Genomic DNA, 16,307 nt, shown 5'->3' with positions numbered 1-16,307 from the left:
CCTCAGGCCTTTCCGATCAGAAGGATCGCGACCACCAGGCCGTAGACGGCGATGCCCTCGGCGAGCCCCACGATGACCATCGCCCGTCCGAAGAGCTCCGGCCGTTCGCTGAGGGCGGCCAGCGCCGCGGCGCCGGTGTAGGCGACGGCCACGGCCGCGCCGAGCGACGCCCCGGCCACCGCGATGGCCGCGGCGATCAGCGCGGTGCCGTTCGGCTCGGCCGCGGCGGCCTGGGCGGGCGCGCCCAGCGCGACCCCGGAGAGGCCCAGGACGAGCACGGCCAGGGATCCCACCAGCATCAGCAGGTTGGACACCAGGAGCCATCGGACGGAGCGCCTCCCGTCGCGCCGGGCGAGCGTGCGGAAGACCCAGAAGCCGCCGGCCAGGAAGGGCAGTGCGAGCAACCAGGCGATCATGTGGTCACCTCCGAGTCGGCGATGGGCACGTGCCAGGGACGGAACGGGTGTCCTTGCGCCTCGAAGACGCGTGAGAACAGCTCGTAGAACTCCAGCCTGAGCGCCTGGACGCCGGCGACGAGTGCCTCAAGGGCGAACGCGGCGGCGGTGGCGACGGTGAAGAGGACGACGGCCGCCGCGAACGGCACGGGCCCCTGCCGGGCGAGCCCGGTGGTCCCCGTCCAGATGACGTCCGCCAGGGCCGCGTGCGTGAGGCCGAACGCCGCGAGGCGGGCGAAGGACACGGTGTTCGTGCCGGCCCGCACGACGACCTCGAAGAGGCGCACCCCGGTCTCGGCCGCGCCCGCCGCACCGCCGGGTGTCGCGGCGAAGAACCCCGCGCCCGAGAGGAGCAGCCCGACCGGGGCCAGAGCGGCGCCCGCGACGACGTACGCCCGCTGGTCCAGATACAGCCCGGCACCCAGGAGAGCGAGGGACGTGTACACGGCGAAACCGGCGCAGCCGGACGGCGCGTACACGGCACGCACCGGGCCGCCCTCGCGCCATCGGTTGACCGTGCCCGCCACGTAGGCGAGGGCGAGGAGCAGCCCGCCGAACACGATCGAGGCGGTCAGCAGCCGCTCCGGCGCGTCGAGGGGATCCAGCCACAGGACGGGCAGGATCCCGGTCGGCCCGAAGAACTCCCCGTAGGCGATGCCGGCCAGGACGGTGGCGGTCCCGGCCCCGGCCAGGAAGGGCCAGAGCCGGCGGTATCGCGCGAGGAGGGCGGGGACACCGCGCCGCAGCGCGAGGGCGAGCAGGAGCAGCAGCAGGCCGTAGCCGACGTCTCCGAACATGACGCCGAACATCACGACGAAGACGACGCCGGAGGGCCAGGAGGGGTCCACGTCCCGGTAGGGCACCGCGCCGTAGGTGGTCACCAGGTCGGTGAACGAACCCTTCGGTGTACGCGAGCCCCGCAGGAGCGTCGGCGGCTCGACGTCCCGTGGCGCCGGGAGCACGACCACCGACGCGCCCACGGCAGCCAGCCTCTCCGAGAGCCGCCGCACGTCCGTCGCCGGGCACCAGCCCGTCAGCGCCGCGACCTCGCCGCGCCGGACGGCGCTCCGGTCGAAGGCCGCCAGCTGCGCCTCACCGGCCAGCAGGTCCTCGCGGCGTTCCCGCCGCAGCGCGTCGAGGTCGGGGGCGGCCGGTGCGAGGACCGCTCCGGCGCCCGGGCCAAACGGGCCGGTGCCGGACGGGCCGGTGCCGGACGGGCCGGTGCCGGACGGGGGTCCTGGCGACGGCGTGGCCGCTCCGGGAGCAGCTCCGCTCTCGATCCGGACCGGCTCCATCTGTTCCGGCTCCACCCGGTCCAGTTCGACGCAGCCCGCGTCGGCGACGCGGACGAGGGTGTCCCGCAGCGCGGCCGTCGGGGCGACGAGGGCCACCCGCCGCATCCGTACCGGCAGAAGGTGCTCAGCCGACCAGGTCATCGAACACCTCCCTCGGTCCTCCGCCGTGCGCCGCGAGTTCGAGTGCCGCCCGCACGCGCCACGCGTCCACGGACAACGCGCCCACCGCGCCCACCACCGTGACGGGGCCGTACGCGGGGCCGTCGCCGTGCAGCATGTCCTCCGCGTCCCTGCCGAGGACCGTCCACCAGCGGGCCTCCGCCCGCCACAGGTCCGCCGGGTCGTCGACGCCCTCCATTGCCCAGCGGGCTCCGGCGGGGAGCCGGTCGCGGAAGTCACGGAAGCCGGACGCCCTCAGGGCCCGTTCCCCCAGGACGTCCGCCGCGCGGAGCCGTACCGCCTCCGGCAGGACGCGGCCATGGACGTACATCTCGCGGGCGGTCAGGAGGGCCGCCCTGCCCTCGGCCCAGGAGCGGGCGGGCGCCACCGCCGCGGTCCGGGCGGCGGCGGCCATGCGCATGCCGACGGACACGGCCCAGGGGGTTCCGGCACCGGGATCGCCCCAGGGCGAAGCGGCGAGTGTCCGGCGGACAGCGCCTGCGGAACCGGCCCGTTCCAGACGCCGCCATGCCGTGCCGAGCACACCGAGCCGGTAGGCCCGCGGAGGGGGCGACGCTCCGGAGAAGGAGCTCAGGAGCGCCTCGACGTTGGCGATCTCGAAGCCCGCGGCAAGCGGCCGGAGCAGGCGCGTGCCGCCGGGTGGCAGCCACCCCGCGAGCACTCGCAGATTCCACAGCAGTGCCTCCGCGACCCCGCGCTGTGCGTCGGCGAGCGAGGCGTCCGCGCCTGCGGCGGTGGCAGCGTCCGCGGCGGCTCCTCGATAGGGCGAGTCGGTCAGGCCGCGCAGCGCCTGCGCGAGAGACGTGCTCGACGCCAGCTCCCGGGCGGCCGCGGCCCCCAGTCGCTGGGATGTCAGAGCTCTGGCCCTGATCACTCCGGCGACCCACCCGGCGCCCACGCGGTTCCCCCCTCACCGTCGAGGCGACCACCGTGGAGGCGACCGCCGTCGAGGCGACCGCCCTCAAGACGGCCGAGGGCGTCCTCGGCCACGCGGTCGGCAAGACCGGGGATCCGCTCGCCGGCCCGTCTGCGCACCCGCTCCGCCGCGCTCCGGCCGGCCGCGAGAAGGGCGGCCTCCTCCGTCCGGGCCTCGGTGAGCGCGGCCGCCATGGCTTCCTCCCGCGCCCGGCGTGCCCGGCCCTCCGCGTCGGCCGCCATCTCGGCGGCCCGCCGGGCCGCCCGCCGCATGATGGCGGCTGCCTCCTCCGCGGCTCTGGCGCGGATCTCCGCCGCCTCCTCCTGCACGTCCATGAGCCGGGTGAGCACCGGGGCGAGTTCGGCGGCGGGATCGCCCGTCCGGTCGGTGGGCACGGCGGCCACGGCCGCACCAGGCGCGCCCATGAAGCGGAACCGGGCGAGGAAGGACCGAAGTCGCATCCGGCGACCTCCTCACTCTCGTCTCTCTTCCAGTCTCGCCACGCCCACCCGCGCTGTCGCCTCGGGCCGCGCCGCGGTCCCGGCCCGTGCGACCGCCTCGGCCGGCGTGCCGCTGCCGTGGTCCGGTCAGGCGCAGACGGCCTCGACGAACTTCCCGACCTGCTGCTCGTCGAGGTGCCTGGCCAGGTCGGCCTCGCTGATCATTCCGACGAGCCGGTGGTCGTCGATCACGGGGACCCGGCGGATGCGGTGCTCTTCCATCGTCCGAAGCACCTGTTCGCTGTCGGTGTCCGCGTCGACGGTGATCGGCTTGCCCTGGGCGAGGTGGCCCGCCGTCATGTCGCGGGGGTCCTTGTCCTTGGCGAGGCACTTCACCACGATGTCGCGGTCGGTGATCATTCCGTGCAGCCGGTTGTCGGGCCCGCAGATGGGCAGGGCGCCGACGCCGAGGTCGCTCATGCGGCGCGCGGCGTCCACGAGCGTCTCGTTCTCCTGCACACAGACGGCACCGGCGTGCATGATCTCGCGTGCGGTCGTCATGGCCGCCTCCTCCTTTTCCTTCCGCCCCCCCTTGTCATGGACGGTGGTCGGGCACTGCTTCCGGCGTCGTGCCGGGACGTCAGAGGAAGACGGCGCTCACGCGCACGGTGTGCACGGGGCGCCCGGGACGTGCCCTGAACCCCTTCACCTGGAGATGCGCCGCCGCGTTCGGCGCGGGGAGCACGTCGCTCGGGATCTCCCGTCGGCCGGAGCGGACCTTGCCCCGGGTCTCCCCCGTGCGGGACGGCTGCGTCGAGTCGGTCACGGGCGTCCTCCTTCCTCCGTCGCGTACGGCCACGGTCCGTCGCCGTACAGCTGCTCGGGTGATACGAGAAGCACGTCCCCGTTCGCCTCGGCTTCCCGGAGTCCCGGGCCGAACCCGGCGGCCGAGTAGCAGACGAGGCGGGTCCGGCCGGTGTCCTCGCCGAGGGCGGCGAGGTGCGGCAGATGGCCGCGCAGCCGTTCGAGGTGGGGCGTGTCCATGGGGTGCGCCCAGGAGACCAGGCCGATCGACAGCAGCGGACCGGGGAGGCGGGCCTGCCGGCCGCGCACCACGACGTCAATGACGACCGGCTCGCTGTCCGTGTGGGGCAGGGACCCCGACACCGCGGATTCCGGCGCGTCTGCGAAGAGCGCCGCCGGGGCGAACCGGGCCGCCCACTCCCGGCAGATCTGAGCGAAGTGCGGGCCCGCGACGTCCGTTTCGAACACGGACCGGGCCTGCCGCCAGACCGCGCCGGTCCTCGTGCCGTCCGCGTCCGCATCCGCATCCGCATCCGCGTCCAGGAGCTCGGAGCGGTGGGGGCGGATGACGGCGTGGTCGAAGGCCAGCAGCGGTTCGGTGATGCGGTAGTGGATCAGCCCGGGCTGGAAGGCGTCGGGCTCGCCGCGGACCAGGCCGCGTCCTTCGAGGTGGGACAGGATGTGCGGCACGTCCGTCGCCGGCCGGTCGAGGAAGTCCGCGATCTCTCCGGGGGTGGTGCGGCCGGTGGCGAGCGCGGCCACGGTGCTGTGGCACACGGCGACGTCCCAGGAATCCGGCACCGTGTCCAGGAGGTGTCCGGCCTTCCAGAACAGCGGCAACCGCGGGCTGAGCACACGTTCTTGTATCCACCGGTCGAAGTCGGCGAAACCGCCGGGAGGCCGGTCGCCCGCGGGATCGAAGCGGAAGGCGGTGCTGCCCCCGACGACGGCGTGCACGCGCAGCGCGAGCGCGGGCTCGTCGATCGCCCACAGGCGTCGCGCCTGTCTGTAGTCGAGGGGGGCCATCTCCACGACCTGGTCCACCCAGGCGGCCGATCCGCTCAGCAGCCGGCTCATCACCGGTGTCGTGCTGCCGCAGAGCAGCAGCCGCAGCCGGGAGGAACCGCCCGGGCCGTCACCCAGCCGATGACACACCTCGCTGATGACGGCCGGGAGCCCTGGGCTCTCCCGTACGACCTCGGGAAATCCGTCGATGACGACCACCAGGGCCGATCCTCGTGCCGTGTCCGCCAGCGCGAGCAGCGCGTCCTTCCATCCCGTCCATCGAGGTGCCTGGGCGAGACCGGCATGGCGCGCGTACTGCCGGGCGAGTGCGCGCAGGGTCTCGGCCTGAGCGGCCTCCTGACCGCAGAAGTAGAGCCCGCCCGTCGCATGGGCCAGTGCCTTGAGCAGAAACGACTTGCCGTGCCCCCGTGGACCGGTGACGACACCGATCACGGGCCTGGGACGCGGGTCGCCGACGAGTGCGACCAGCCGGTCCCACTCGGCCTCACGGTCGTAGAGCCCCTGAGGCCGGGCGACAGGGGTGATCAGAGCTCCCACTGTTCTCTCCCCTTCCCAGGACGCCTCCGTGCCTGTGGACGACCCGAATGCCAGGGGCGAGAAGAGGGGGTTCGCCCCGTGCGTCTCACGATACGAGCCGGGACCCGTAGGGATGCGCGGGCCGTGAGCGGAGGCACACGCCCTACCAGACTGGCACCCGGCCAGGACGGACGCACCCGCACGCGTCGGGTTCGCTCACGGCCCCCGGCGCGGCGGGAGGAGGGGCCCATCCACTTCTCGCGGATCCTGATTGCGCGGTGCGCGGCCCGAAGCCGTTCCTCCGCGTCCTTCCAGGAGGACCTCTCCTCCCCTTCAGGAAATCACGCGCCGACGGCTCCTGCCAGGGCCGTCCGGGCCCCGACGGCCCCCGTTCGGCCCTTGTCGTACGGGAAACGGCGACGGCACCCTCGGATCGTTGGGACCCTGGGCGTAGGAGCGACGGAGGCCCGCCATGAAGCATCCACGCACTGTCGACGACGTGATGACCCACGCGGTGATCTCCGTGCGGCTCGATGCCCCGGTCCAGGAGATCGTCCGCACCTTGCGCCGCTGGGGCGTGAACGCGGTGCCGGTCCTGTCGCCCGAGGGGCGGGTGGTCGGCGTGGTGTCGGAGGCGGACATGCTCGCCAAGGTCCCGGGCGACACCGAGGACGGCGCGCATGCCGTGACGGCCCGCGCTCTGATGTCCGCCCCGCCCGTCACCGTGCCGCGCGGCACCACGATCGCCGGAGCGGCCCGGCTCATGGGGCGCGGACACCTCAAGCGGCTGCCGGTGGTGGACGAGGACGGCTGCCCGGTCGGTGTCGTCAGCCGGGGCGACCTGCTCAAGGTCTATCTGCGCTCCGACGCCGAACTCGCCGAGGACGTACGCCACGAACTCCTCGCGCACCTGATCCCCGAGGGCAACGCCCTGCTCACCGTCCGGGTCCTGGACGGCGCGGTGACACTCACCGGGTCCCTGCCGAAATCCGTGCCGGAGGACCTCGCGCTCCAACTGGCCCGCGCGGTGCCCGGAGTCGTGGACGCCGCCGCGCACTTCACGACCGCCGTGTAGCGGCCCTCGGGCCGTCCTCGTGCGGCCGGGCCGGGGGTGTTGTCGGTGTGCGCCAGTAGAGTGACGCCGTGGCAGCACGACCGTTGAACGAAATCGTCGAGGCCGGGTGGGCGCACGCGCTCGCGCCGGTGGCCGAACGCATCGCCGGGATGGGTGACTTCCTCCGTCAGGAGATCGCCGCCGGGCGGACCTACCTCCCGTCGGGGGCGAACGTCCTGAGGGCGTTCCAGCAGCCCTTCGACGAGGTGCGGGTCCTCATCGTCGGCCAGGACCCCTATCCGACCCCCGGCCATGCCGTGGGCCTCAGCTTCTCCGTCGCTCCGGACGTGCACCCGCTGCCGCCGAGCCTGGAGAACATCTTCCGGGAGATGCACCACGACCTGGGGCTCCCCCGGCCCTCGAACGGCGACCTGACGCCGTGGACCCGGCAGGGCGTCCTGTTGCTCAACAGGGCGCTCACGACGGCCCCGCGCCGTCCGGGCGCGCACCGGGACAAGGGCTGGGAGGCCGTCACCGAGCAGGCCATCCGGGCGCTGGCCGCGCGCGGGAAGCCGCTGGTGTCGGTGCTGTGGGGGCGGGACGCGCGCAATCTGCGCCCGCTGCTCGGCAGTCTGCCGGCCATCGAGTCCTCACACCCCTCGCCGATGTCGGCCGACCGCGGCTTCTTCGGCTCCAAGCCGTTCAGCCGCACCAACGAGCTGCTGCTCCGTCAGGACGCCCAGCCGGTGGACTGGCAGCTGCCGTGACGGCCGCCGCCCCGGTGCGCGGGATACGTCGCCGGGGTGGGCTCCGGCGGCCCGGGCCGGCGGCGGGGCGGTCCTCGCGGTCGCCGTCTGCGCTGCCGGGATGGCGACGCCCGGCGACCGGCTGCGGGCCCGACTCCCCGGCGCCCTCACCGAGCCGTCGCGGCGGCCGGCGAGCCGGTCGCGGCCCGGATCCTCGCCCAGGCCGCCGCGCTTCCCGCCGGGGCGGAGGGTGAAGTCGCCTTCAGCGGCGGGTTGTCCAGGACGGGCGAGCTGTCGCTCGGGCCGCCGCGCGCCGCACTCGGCGGACCGGCGCCGAGGGTCCGCCAGGGCCTGTCCGGTGGGCGTTCGCATGCTCCAACTCGCCAGGTAAACGGCGGTTCCCAGCCAGTTCGGACATAGCGGGGCAGAAGTCGCCCGACCGCACCTCAGCGAGCCGGGCGGCGCGTGAAACCAGTAGCATGCGGCGCCATGAGCTCCCCCACTGGGCCCACTCCCGGGCTTCCCGTACGAATGCCGCGACCCCGCCAGTCCGGGCGGCACCGTCGCCCTGAACCCGTGGCGGCGCCCGAGGGCGCTCCGACCCTGGTGCTCGCCGTCCCCGGCGCGCCGTCGGCCGCCATACGCTCGCTGGCCGAGGAGGTCGTGAGCATCGCCCGCTCGGAGCTGCCCGGCCTGGAGGCCGTGATCGGCTACCTGGACGGCGACGACACCGAGTACCCGACCCTGGGCGCGGTCCTCACCCAGGTCTCCGCCCTGCGCACCGAGCGTTACGAGATCGCCGTGGCCGCCGGCCGCGAGGTCGCCGCCCCCGAAGGTCCGTCCGCGGTCGTGGTGCCGCTGCTCGCGGGCCCCGACAGCGCGCTGACCCGCCGGATCCGCCAGTCCGTCATGGACGCCGGCAACAAGGCCGAACTGACCGACGTGCTCGGCCCGCACCCGCTGCTCGCCGAGGCGCTGCACGTGCGGCTCTCCGAGGCCGGCCTGGCCCGTGCCGACCGCGCGCGGCTGTTCACGGTCGCCACGGCGGCCGACGGCATCATCCTGGCCACCGTCGGCGGCGAGGAGGCCGTGCAGGCCGCCGGGATCACCGGCATGCTGCTCGCGGCCCGCCTCGCGGTGCCGGTGATGGCGGCGGCGCTCGACCAGGAGGGTTCGATCTCCTCGATCGCCGAGCAGCTGCGCGGCGCCGGTTCGGAGCAGCTGGCGCTCGCCCCGTACCTGATCGGCCCCGAGCTGCCCGAGGGCCTGCTCGACGCGGCCGCCAAGGAGGCGGGCTGCGCGGTGGCCGAGCCGCTGGGCGCGTACCCGGCGATCGGCCGGCTGGTGCTCTCGCAGTTCATGTCGGCCCTCGGCATCGCCCCGCAGCCGGGTGCGCCGGTGCACTGACCGCGGCCGGCGCGCCGGACGCGCCGTGGCCGGAACGACCCGACGACCGTGACGGGGAGGGCCCGCACCGGAGAGATCCGGTGCGGGCCCTTCTCGTACCCGCGGCCGGCCGTCAGGCGAAGACCACGCAGGAGGCGGCCGGCGCCGGGATCGCCCCGGCCCGCTCGGGCAGGCCGGTGTCCGGGTCGACCGCGAACCAGGTGACGTCGCCGGAGCGCTCGTTCGCCGCGTACAGGTGCCGGCCGGAGGGCGCGAGGGTCAGGTCGCGGGGCCAGTGGCCGCCGCAGGGCACGGAGGCGACCAGGCGGGCGCTCTCGCCGTCCTCGTCCAGCGCGAGTACGGCGATGGTGTCGTCGCCGCGTACGGCGGCCCACAGGAAGCGCCCGTCGGGGGCGACGACGACCTCGGAGGGGTGGCTGGGCCCGGCGGCGCCCTCGGGGACGACGGAGGTCTCGCCGAGCGGCGTGAGCACGCCCGCGCCGGCGTCCCAGCGGCACACGGTGACGCTGGGCTCCAGCTCGTTCAGGACATAGGCGTGGTCGCCGCCCGGGTGGAACGCGAGGTGGCGGGGGCCGGTACCGGGGCGCAGCGCGGTGCTGCCGTGCGGCCGGAGCGCGCCCGTGGCGGGGTCGAGGGCGGTGACGTACACGGAGTCGGTCCCGAGGTCCACGGCGAGGATCCAGCGCCCGCTGGGGTCGGGCAGGACCTGGTGCGCGTGCGGCCCTTCCTGCCGGTCCGCCACCGGCCCGCCGCCCTCGTGGCGCACCTGGCCGGTGGCCGGCTCCAGGGTGCCGTCGGCGGTGCGGGGCAGCACGGTGACGCTGCCGGAGGCGTAGTTCGCGGTGAGCACGTGCCCGCCGGTCACGGCGAGGTGCGTGGGTCCCGCGCCCTCGACGGACGTGGGCCGCCCGAGCGGGCGCGGCGCCGGTCCGCCGATGCCGAAGGCCGCCGCGGCGCCGTCCTCGGTCTCGGAGACGGCGTAGAGCACGCCTCCGTCGAGCGCGAGGAACGACGGATCGGCGACCGCGTCGCTCGCACCGGTGATGTCGAGAGCGCCCGTCTCCGGATCCACGTCGGCGGCGAGGACCCCCCGCCCGCCGGCCGACGTGAACGAGCCGATGTACGCCCGCCCCGGGCGCCGCGCGCCCGCCTGCCCTGTCCGCGTGTCACCCACGGCGCCTCCCCTGTCCCTGGGGCCGGCCACGACTTGCCGGCCGCCGTTGCGGGTGACGCTAGCAGGCGGTCTAGACCAAAGGAGGGCCAAAGGAGTCAAAGGAGGGTGGCCGGGGAGAGGAGCGGGGGCCGGGGAGAGCAGCGGGGACCGGGGAGAGGAGCGGTCAGGCCGCCGGGACGAGCGGCGAGCGCGGAGAGGTGCTCAGCGGGGTCGCCAGGGCCGTGAGGGCGTGCTCCAGGGCGTGGAAGTGGGTCAGAGCGGCTTCCGCACCGGGGTGGTGGGCGGGGAGGGCGGCCTCGGCGGCGGTCTGCGAGCGCCTCGGCGGCACGGCCGGGAGCAGCGCGTGGACGGCGGACTCGACGCGCCAGGCGGCGGCCGCGAGGCGGGCGTCGTGCGAGGCGTCGGGATCGGCGGCCACGGCGGCCAGGCCACGGCTCGCGCGGGCACAGGCGTCGAGCAGGTCGAGAACGTGCCGGGCACGGGCCTTGCGGGCACGCAGCGGGCTCAGCGGGTGGACCAGCGGCGCCAGGGTGAGGCGGGCGCGGGCGAGCAGCAGGTCGAGCTCGTGGGCGTGGGCGGCCGGGTCGGCGTGCGGGTCGCCGGCCAGGCGGCGGGCCGCGGCCGTGGTGCAGGCGTGCACACAGCTCACCGCGCGCTGGATCCAGGCGGTCGTGGCCGCGTGGGTGGTGACCGGCAGGAGCGCGACGCCGATCGCCGCGCCGAGTGCGCCGACCGCGGTCTCCTCGAAGCGGAGCAGCAGCAGCCCGGGGTGCAGGACGCCCATCAGGCCGTACAGGAGGCCGGCCATGACGGTCACGAAGAACATCATCCAGCTGTACGAGAGCGGCGCGGTGTAGAAGATCCCGAAGACGCAGACCGCCACGAGCGCGGCCGTCGGCGCGGGCGAGCCGCCCAGCGGGATCGCCACGAGCAGGCCGGCGGCGATGCCGGTGACCGTGCCGACGACCCGGCGGAAGCCGCGGACCAGGGTCTCGCCGCGCGAGGCGGTGTTGACGAAGATCCACCAGGCGGTGCCGACGGCCCAGTACCAGCGCTCCTGCGAGAGCAGCTGACCGGCCGCGAGCGCCACGGCGCAGGCGGCGGTGGCCTGGAAGGCCTGCCGGGTGCTGGGCCGGGCGAGACCGGTGCCGGGCAGCGGCGCGGGCGCGGCCGGCGGCGGTACGTGCCGCTCGATGCACCAGGCGCCGAAGCGGACCGCACCGGCCGTACCGAGCGCGAGCAGCACCGCACCGAAGAGCTCCGGCAGCTGCGCGGGCACCGCGTGCAGGAACTGGGTCACGAAGAACTGCATGAACGCGAAGATCCCGAGCGCGTGCCCGCGCGGCCCCCAGCGGCGCGCGTACACGCCGGCGAAGATCACGAGCAGCCACGCGAGGTCACGCAGCGGCGGTGCGCCGTGCAGCAGCGTGGCGAGCGCGAGCACGGGGAAGCCCGCGAGCGGGAGCAGCGCGGTGGTGACGGCCTGCCTGCGGACGGTGGGGTCGGCGACCGTGAAGAGGGCGAGGAGCGCGGCGAGGCCCGCGGTGATGGACGCGGTCAGGGAGAGCCCGGCCAGTTCGGCGACGGCGACGGAGAGGCCGACGCCGAGCACGGCGCGGCTCGCGACGCGCAGCCGGACCCGGCCGGGGTCGGGCGCCACGCACATGGTGCGCAGCAGCCCGCCGGTGGCCGCGAGGCCCCTCTCCAGGCCCTTCGCCAGACCGTTCGCCAGGTCCTTCGCCGGGCCGTTCGCCAGGCCCTTCGCCGGGTCCTTCTTCACGACGGTCGTTCCGCCCCCGCTGTCGTACACACACCCTCTTCACGCCACACGTACCTGCACATGACGAAGGCGCCGCGGGTCCGGGGTCCGGCGTCCTCGCCGGTCCGGCGCGTGCGCGGCGCCATCAGTCGTCTCTCCCCGGAAGGAAAGCATCCGGTGGCCCACTGGCTCAACCGAGCCTCGCACAGGTGGGCCATTGGTACAGTCGGAGCGTCTGCACCTCGACCAGAAGGGGGCCAACGGACCATGGCGGTGGACGAGCTCGACACCCGCATCCTGCGGCTCCTCATCGAGCAGCCGCGCACCAGCGTGCGCGAGTACGCGCGGATCCTGGGCGTGGCCCGAGGCACCGTGCAGGCCCGGATCGACCGCCTCGAACGGGACGGGGTGATCACGGCCACCGGGCCCGTGCTGTCCCCGGCGGCGCTGGGGCACCCGGTGCTCGCCTTCGTGCACATCGAGGTCACCCAGGGGCATCTGGACGAGGTCGGGGACGCGCTGGCGGGCGTGCCGGAGATCGTGGAGGCCTTCTCGATCACGGGCGGCGGCGATCTGCTCACCCGGGTGGTGGCGCGGGACGCCGGGCACCTGGAGGACGTGATCCAGCGGCTGATCCAGCTGCCGGGGGTGGTGCGCACGCGCACCGAGATCGCGCTGCGCGAGCGGGTGGCGCACCGGCTGCTGCCACTGGTGGAGTCGGTGGGGCGGAGCCAGGTCTGAGGCCGGCTCGGAGCTTCCTCCAGGAAGCACGGCAGGTGCCAGGAGGATCTCCCACAGGCGATTGCAGATGAGATCGGCCCCCGCCTAGGGTGACGCACATGCAGTCCTACACCATCGGCCAGGCCGCGCGTCTCCTCGGCGTCAGCCCGGACACAGCGCGCCGCTGGGCCGACGCCGGCCGGGTCACCACCCATCGGGACGAGGGCGGGCGCCGGCTCATCGACGGGCGCGATCTGGCCGCGTTCTCCGTGGAGCTCGCCCAGAGCGGCCCGGGCGACGAGGACGAGCCGTACACCTCGGCCCGCAACGCCTTCCCCGGCATCGTGACCGCCGTCAAGCTCGGCGATGTCGCCGCGCAGGTCGAGATCCAGGCGGGTCCGCACCGGCTGGTCTCGCTGCTCACCCGGGAGGCGGTGGAGGAGCTGGGCCTGGAGGTCGGCATGCAGGCCACCGCCCGGGTCAAGTCGACCAACGTGCACATCGACCGCGTCTGAGCACCCGAGTACGAGCACGAGCACGAGCACCGATGAAACGGTCCCGCACCCCGATCGCCCTCGCGGTCCCCGCCCTCCTCGCGATCGCGTTCCTGCTGCTGCCGCTGCTCGGCATCCTGGTGCGCACCGAGTGGAGCGAACTCGGCACGCACCTGACCGACCCCGGGACCGTCCAGGCCCTCAGGCTCTCGCTGCTCGTCTCCTTCTGGGCCCTCGGCCTCTCGCTGCTGCTCGGCGTGCCGCTCGCCTGGCTGCTCGCCCGGGTGTCCTTCCCCGGCAAGGCCTTCGTCCGCTCGCTCGTGCTGCTGCCCATGGTCCTGCCGCCGACCGTGGGCGGTGTCGCGCTGCTCCTCGCCTTCGGGCGGCGCGGGCTGCTCGGGCCGTGGCTGGAGGACACCTTCGGCATCACGCTGCCCTTCCACACCTCGGGCGCGGTCGTCGCGGCGACCTTCGTCGCCATGCCGTTCCTCGTCATCAGCCTGGAGGGTGCGCTCGGCGGGCTCCGGCCGCGTTACGAGGAGACGGCGGCGTCCCTCGGCGCCTCGCCGCTCCGGGTCTTCCTCACCGTCACGCTGCCGATGGTCGCCCCGGGCCTGGTCGCGGGCGCGGCGCTCACCTGGGCGCGGGCGCTGGGCGAGTTCGGTGCGACGATCACCTTCGCGGGCAATCTGCCGGGCACGACGCAGACCCTGCCCCTTGAGGTGTACCTGCTGCTCCAGGACGACCCTGAGGCCGCGACCTCCGTCTCGCTGCTGCTTCTGGTGATCGCGATGGGCGTGCTGATCGCGCTGCGCGGGCGCTGGACGGGGGCGCCGGGGGGCGGGCGGCGGCGCGAGCGGGCGGCCGCGGCCGTGCCGACGGACTCGGAGCCCGGGCCCGGAGCGTCGGAGCCGGTCGAGCCGGTCGGGCCGGTCGGGCTGGTCGAGCCGGCCGCTGTGGACGAGGGCGGGGCGCGCTGGGCGCTGCACGCCGAGGTCACCGGCTTCGATCAGCTGACCCTTGACGCAGAGCCCGGCACGACGATCGCCGTCGTCGGCCCCAATGGGTCCGGCAAGACCACCCTGCTGCGGGCGCTGCTCGGGCTCACTCCGCGGGCCCACGCCCGCCTCACCCTCGGCGACGCCGAGGTCACCGACCTCGCGCCGCACCGCCGTCAGGTCGCGTGGGTGCCGCAGGACGGGGCGCTGTTCCCGCATCTGTCGGCACTCGCGAACACCGCGTACGGTCTACGGGCCCGGGGCGTGCCGCGGGCCGAGGCGCGGCGGGCCGCGCAGCTCTGGCTCGACCGGCTCGGCGTCGGCCCTCTCGCCCGGCGCCGGCCGGCCCAGCTCTCGGGCGGTCAGGCCCAACGGGTCGCCCTGGCCCGCGCGCTCGCCGCCCGCCCCCGGCTGCTGCTGCTCGACGAGCCGCTCGCCGCGCTCGACCAGACCACCCGCGCCCAGGTACGGCACACCCTGCGCAGCCACCTCGCGGGCTTCGGCGGGGTCTGTCTGATCGTCACCCACGACCCGGTCGAGGCGGTGTCCCTGGCCGACCGGGTCCTCGTCCTGGAGGACGGGCGCGCGCTCCAGGACGCCGCCCCCGCCGAGGTCTCGCGCCATCCGCGCTCGCCCTGGGTCGCGCGCATGCTGGGCCGCAACGCCTGGCCGGCCACGGCGACCGGCGACGGCGGCGGGCTCGCCCTCGCCGACGGCGGCACGCTGGTGGCGGCGGACCCGGTACCGGCGGGCACGGAGGTCCTCGCGATCATCCCGCCCGAGGCGGTCGCCGTCCACCGCGACCGCCCCGGCGGCAGCCCCCGCAACGCCTGGCCGGGCACCGTACGGGAGATCACGGCGAGCGGCAGCCGCTTGCGCGTCCTCATCACCTCGGACCGGGTCCCCCCGCTCGTCGCGGAGATCACCCCCCAGGCCGCGGCCGACCTGAGCCTGACGGACGGCGCGCCGGTCTGGACGGGCGTCAAGGCGACGGAGGTCACGGTCGTCACGCTGTGACGGGCCGCGGGGCCAACCCCACCCCTCCCCCACGTCGAAATCCCATGGCCGGGGCCGCAGTTCTGTGCCACCGTGCCGGGTGCCCGGCCCCACCCCCGCACCCGCACCCGCACCCGCACCCGCACCCGCACCCGCACCTCGGAGCGTTCCATGGCGACGCCGCCCCGTCTCGTCCCCCTCCTCCAGCAGTTCGCGTTCGCCCGCGACCGGCTGGTGAACCGGCTGCGCGGGCCGGTGATGGACAGCGGCAACGGCTCCGAGGTCTCCGTGGCGCCGATGACCGACGCCGAATACCTGTGGGAGCCGGTGACGGGCTGCTGGTCGGTGCGGCGGCGGGAGGACGGGCCCGGGGAGCGGGCCACCGTCCTTGCCGGGGGCGGGGAGTGGGGGCGGGACGCGACGCCGGCGCCGCATCCGGAGCCGGCGCCGTTCACCACGATCGCGTGGCGGATGAGTCATCTCGCGGAGATGTTCACGTTGCGCACCGACCACACCGCGGGCGGGCGCACGCTCACCCGGGACGACTTCCACAGCCGCGGGGACGCGGCCACGGCGCTCGCCGACCTGGAGCGGGGAATGGCGGGCTGGCACGCGATGCTGCTGACGCTCACCGACGCGGACCTCGACACGGTCGGCTTCAGCAGCTATCCGCACGGCAGCGACCCCGAGGACCCGCTCGTGGAGGTCGTCTGGTGGATGAACCAGGAGCTCCTCGCCCACGGCGCCGAGATCGCCCTGCTCAGGGATCTGTACCGGGTCCGAGCCCAGGGCTGACGCGGGGCCGGGGCCGACCCGGGGGCCGTTCCGCGTGGGACGATGGGAGGGATCCATCCTCGCGCAAGCGAAGGAGGCGACATGTCCAGGATCAACGCCTCCGTCGACATCTCCCGGACACCCGAAGAGGTCTTCGCCTACATCACCGACCCCTCCCACCTGCCCGAGTGGCAGGCGAGCGCGGTCAAGGTGACACCGCGGAGCGGTACCCCCGGCGCGGTCGGTTCGCAGGTCGCCGTCACCCGGCACATGGGCGCCCGGAACTTCGACATGACCATGCAGGTCATGGACCTCGATCCGCCGCACAGCTGGCACATCCACGGGGTGGACGGGCCGGTCCGTGGTGACGTCCAGGGCAGCATCGAGCCGCTGGACCAGGGCACCCGTTCGCGGCTCACCCTGTCCCTCGACTTCGAGGGGCACGGCATCGGCCGCGCTCTGGTGCCGCTCGTCGTCAAACCCGCCGCGCGCAAGGAGATGCCGCGCGACGAGGCGACGCTGAAGGACATCCTGGAGCGCGGCCCCGGCTGAC

17 protein-coding genes are annotated in these 16,307 nt (G+C 74.8%); 8 read left to right on the top strand and 9 right to left on the bottom strand.

Translation table 11 applies throughout. The annotated features are described in order from the left end of the window. Nucleotides 1-2 precede the first annotated feature (2 nt). The 7 genes from AB0C73_RS08235 to AB0C73_RS08205 form a co-directional block, all read right to left on the bottom strand. Nucleotides 3-416 (bottom strand): ATP synthase subunit C, encoded by a 414-nt coding sequence (locus AB0C73_RS08235; RefSeq protein WP_362526101.1) that lies wholly within the window; start codon nucleotides 414-416, stop codon nucleotides 3-5. Further along, nucleotides 413-1,891, bottom strand: coding sequence for a V-type ATPase 116kDa subunit family protein (locus AB0C73_RS08230; RefSeq protein ID WP_362526099.1), 1,479 nt, complete (start codon nucleotides 1,889-1,891; stop codon nucleotides 413-415). Before AB0C73_RS08230 ends, AB0C73_RS08235 begins: the two co-directional genes overlap by 4 nt. Then, nucleotides 1,875-2,828: a hypothetical protein gene (locus AB0C73_RS08225; RefSeq protein ID WP_362526097.1), complete on the bottom strand. Its 954-nt coding sequence runs from the start codon at nucleotides 2,826-2,828 to the stop codon at nucleotides 1,875-1,877. The genes AB0C73_RS08230 and AB0C73_RS08225 overlap by 17 nt, the downstream gene beginning before the upstream one ends. Then, complete coding sequence (locus tag AB0C73_RS08220; protein ID WP_362526095.1) at nucleotides 2,801-3,307, bottom strand: hypothetical protein; 507 nt, start codon at nucleotides 3,305-3,307, stop codon at nucleotides 2,801-2,803. Before AB0C73_RS08220 ends, AB0C73_RS08225 begins: the two co-directional genes overlap by 28 nt. 126 nt (nucleotides 3,308-3,433) lie before the next feature. Beyond that, nucleotides 3,434-3,847: a CBS domain-containing protein gene (locus tag AB0C73_RS08215; RefSeq protein ID WP_362526093.1), complete on the bottom strand. Its 414-nt coding sequence runs from the start codon at nucleotides 3,845-3,847 to the stop codon at nucleotides 3,434-3,436. A gap of 79 nt (nucleotides 3,848-3,926) precedes the next feature. Continuing rightward, nucleotides 3,927-4,112 (bottom strand): hypothetical protein, encoded by a 186-nt coding sequence (locus AB0C73_RS08210; protein ID WP_362526091.1) that lies wholly within the window; start codon nucleotides 4,110-4,112, stop codon nucleotides 3,927-3,929. Continuing rightward, nucleotides 4,109-5,653 (bottom strand): ATP-binding protein, encoded by a 1,545-nt coding sequence (locus AB0C73_RS08205; protein WP_362526088.1) that lies wholly within the window; start codon nucleotides 5,651-5,653, stop codon nucleotides 4,109-4,111. The genes AB0C73_RS08210 and AB0C73_RS08205 overlap by 4 nt, the downstream gene beginning before the upstream one ends. A gap of 451 nt (nucleotides 5,654-6,104) precedes the next feature. Here AB0C73_RS08205 and AB0C73_RS08200 point away from each other — a divergent pair, with 451 nt between their 5' ends. The 3 genes from AB0C73_RS08200 to AB0C73_RS08190 all read left to right on the top strand — a co-directional run bounded on the left by AB0C73_RS08200 (nucleotide 6,105) and on the right by AB0C73_RS08190 (nucleotide 8,839). Beyond that, entirely contained in the window at nucleotides 6,105-6,707 is a 603-nt protein-coding gene (locus tag AB0C73_RS08200; RefSeq protein WP_362526085.1) for a CBS domain-containing protein, read from the top strand. 68 nt (nucleotides 6,708-6,775) lie between these two features. After that, complete coding sequence (locus tag AB0C73_RS08195; RefSeq protein WP_362526083.1) at nucleotides 6,776-7,453, top strand: uracil-DNA glycosylase; 678 nt, start codon at nucleotides 6,776-6,778, stop codon at nucleotides 7,451-7,453. Nucleotides 7,454-7,921: 468 nt separating this feature from the next. After that, nucleotides 7,922-8,839, top strand: a complete 918-nt coding sequence (locus AB0C73_RS08190; RefSeq protein ID WP_362526080.1) for a hypothetical protein — start codon at nucleotides 7,922-7,924, stop codon at nucleotides 8,837-8,839. Nucleotides 8,840-8,951: 112 nt separating this feature from the next. Here the strand turns inward: AB0C73_RS08190 and AB0C73_RS08185 are convergent, their stop codons facing one another. Together AB0C73_RS08185 and AB0C73_RS08180 are read right to left on the bottom strand one after the other, a co-directional pair. Further along, a complete protein-coding gene (locus tag AB0C73_RS08185) occupies nucleotides 8,952-10,013 on the bottom strand; it encodes a lactonase family protein (RefSeq protein WP_362526078.1) in 1,062 nt (353 codons plus the stop codon). 163 nt (nucleotides 10,014-10,176) lie between these two features. Continuing rightward, the gene (locus AB0C73_RS08180) at nucleotides 10,177-11,679 is read right to left on the bottom strand and encodes an FUSC family protein (protein ID WP_362526376.1); all 1,503 of its coding nucleotides are present in this window, start codon (nucleotides 11,677-11,679) and stop codon (nucleotides 10,177-10,179) included. A 360-nt stretch (nucleotides 11,680-12,039) separates the two neighbouring features. Here AB0C73_RS08180 and AB0C73_RS08175 point away from each other — a divergent pair, with 360 nt between their 5' ends. The 5 genes from AB0C73_RS08175 to AB0C73_RS08155 all read left to right on the top strand — a co-directional run bounded on the left by AB0C73_RS08175 (nucleotide 12,040) and on the right by AB0C73_RS08155 (nucleotide 16,306). After that, nucleotides 12,040-12,513 (top strand): Lrp/AsnC family transcriptional regulator, encoded by a 474-nt coding sequence (locus AB0C73_RS08175; protein ID WP_362526076.1) that lies wholly within the window; start codon nucleotides 12,040-12,042, stop codon nucleotides 12,511-12,513. 98 nt (nucleotides 12,514-12,611) lie between these two features. Continuing rightward, nucleotides 12,612-13,007 (top strand): helix-turn-helix transcriptional regulator, encoded by a 396-nt coding sequence (locus tag AB0C73_RS08170; protein ID WP_362526073.1) that lies wholly within the window; start codon nucleotides 12,612-12,614, stop codon nucleotides 13,005-13,007. Nucleotides 13,008-13,039: 32 nt separating this feature from the next. Next, entirely contained in the window at nucleotides 13,040-15,001 is a 1,962-nt protein-coding gene (locus AB0C73_RS08165) for an ABC transporter permease (protein ID WP_362526071.1), read from the top strand. 150 nt (nucleotides 15,002-15,151) lie between these two features. Further along, a complete protein-coding gene (locus tag AB0C73_RS08160) occupies nucleotides 15,152-15,775 on the top strand; it encodes a DinB family protein (RefSeq protein WP_362526068.1) in 624 nt (207 codons plus the stop codon). 81 nt (nucleotides 15,776-15,856) lie between these two features. Further along, nucleotides 15,857-16,306, top strand: a complete 450-nt coding sequence (locus AB0C73_RS08155) for an SRPBCC family protein (RefSeq protein ID WP_362526066.1) — start codon at nucleotides 15,857-15,859, stop codon at nucleotides 16,304-16,306. Nucleotide 16,307 lies beyond the last annotated feature (1 nt).

The sequence above is a fragment of the Streptomyces sp. NPDC048623 genome (genome assembly GCF_040650755.1).
Lineage (GTDB): Bacteria > Actinomycetota > Actinomycetes > Streptomycetales > Streptomycetaceae > Streptomyces.
The sequence above is the reverse complement of the archived record's forward strand: the minus strand, read 5'-3'. Positions and strand labels throughout refer to the sequence as shown.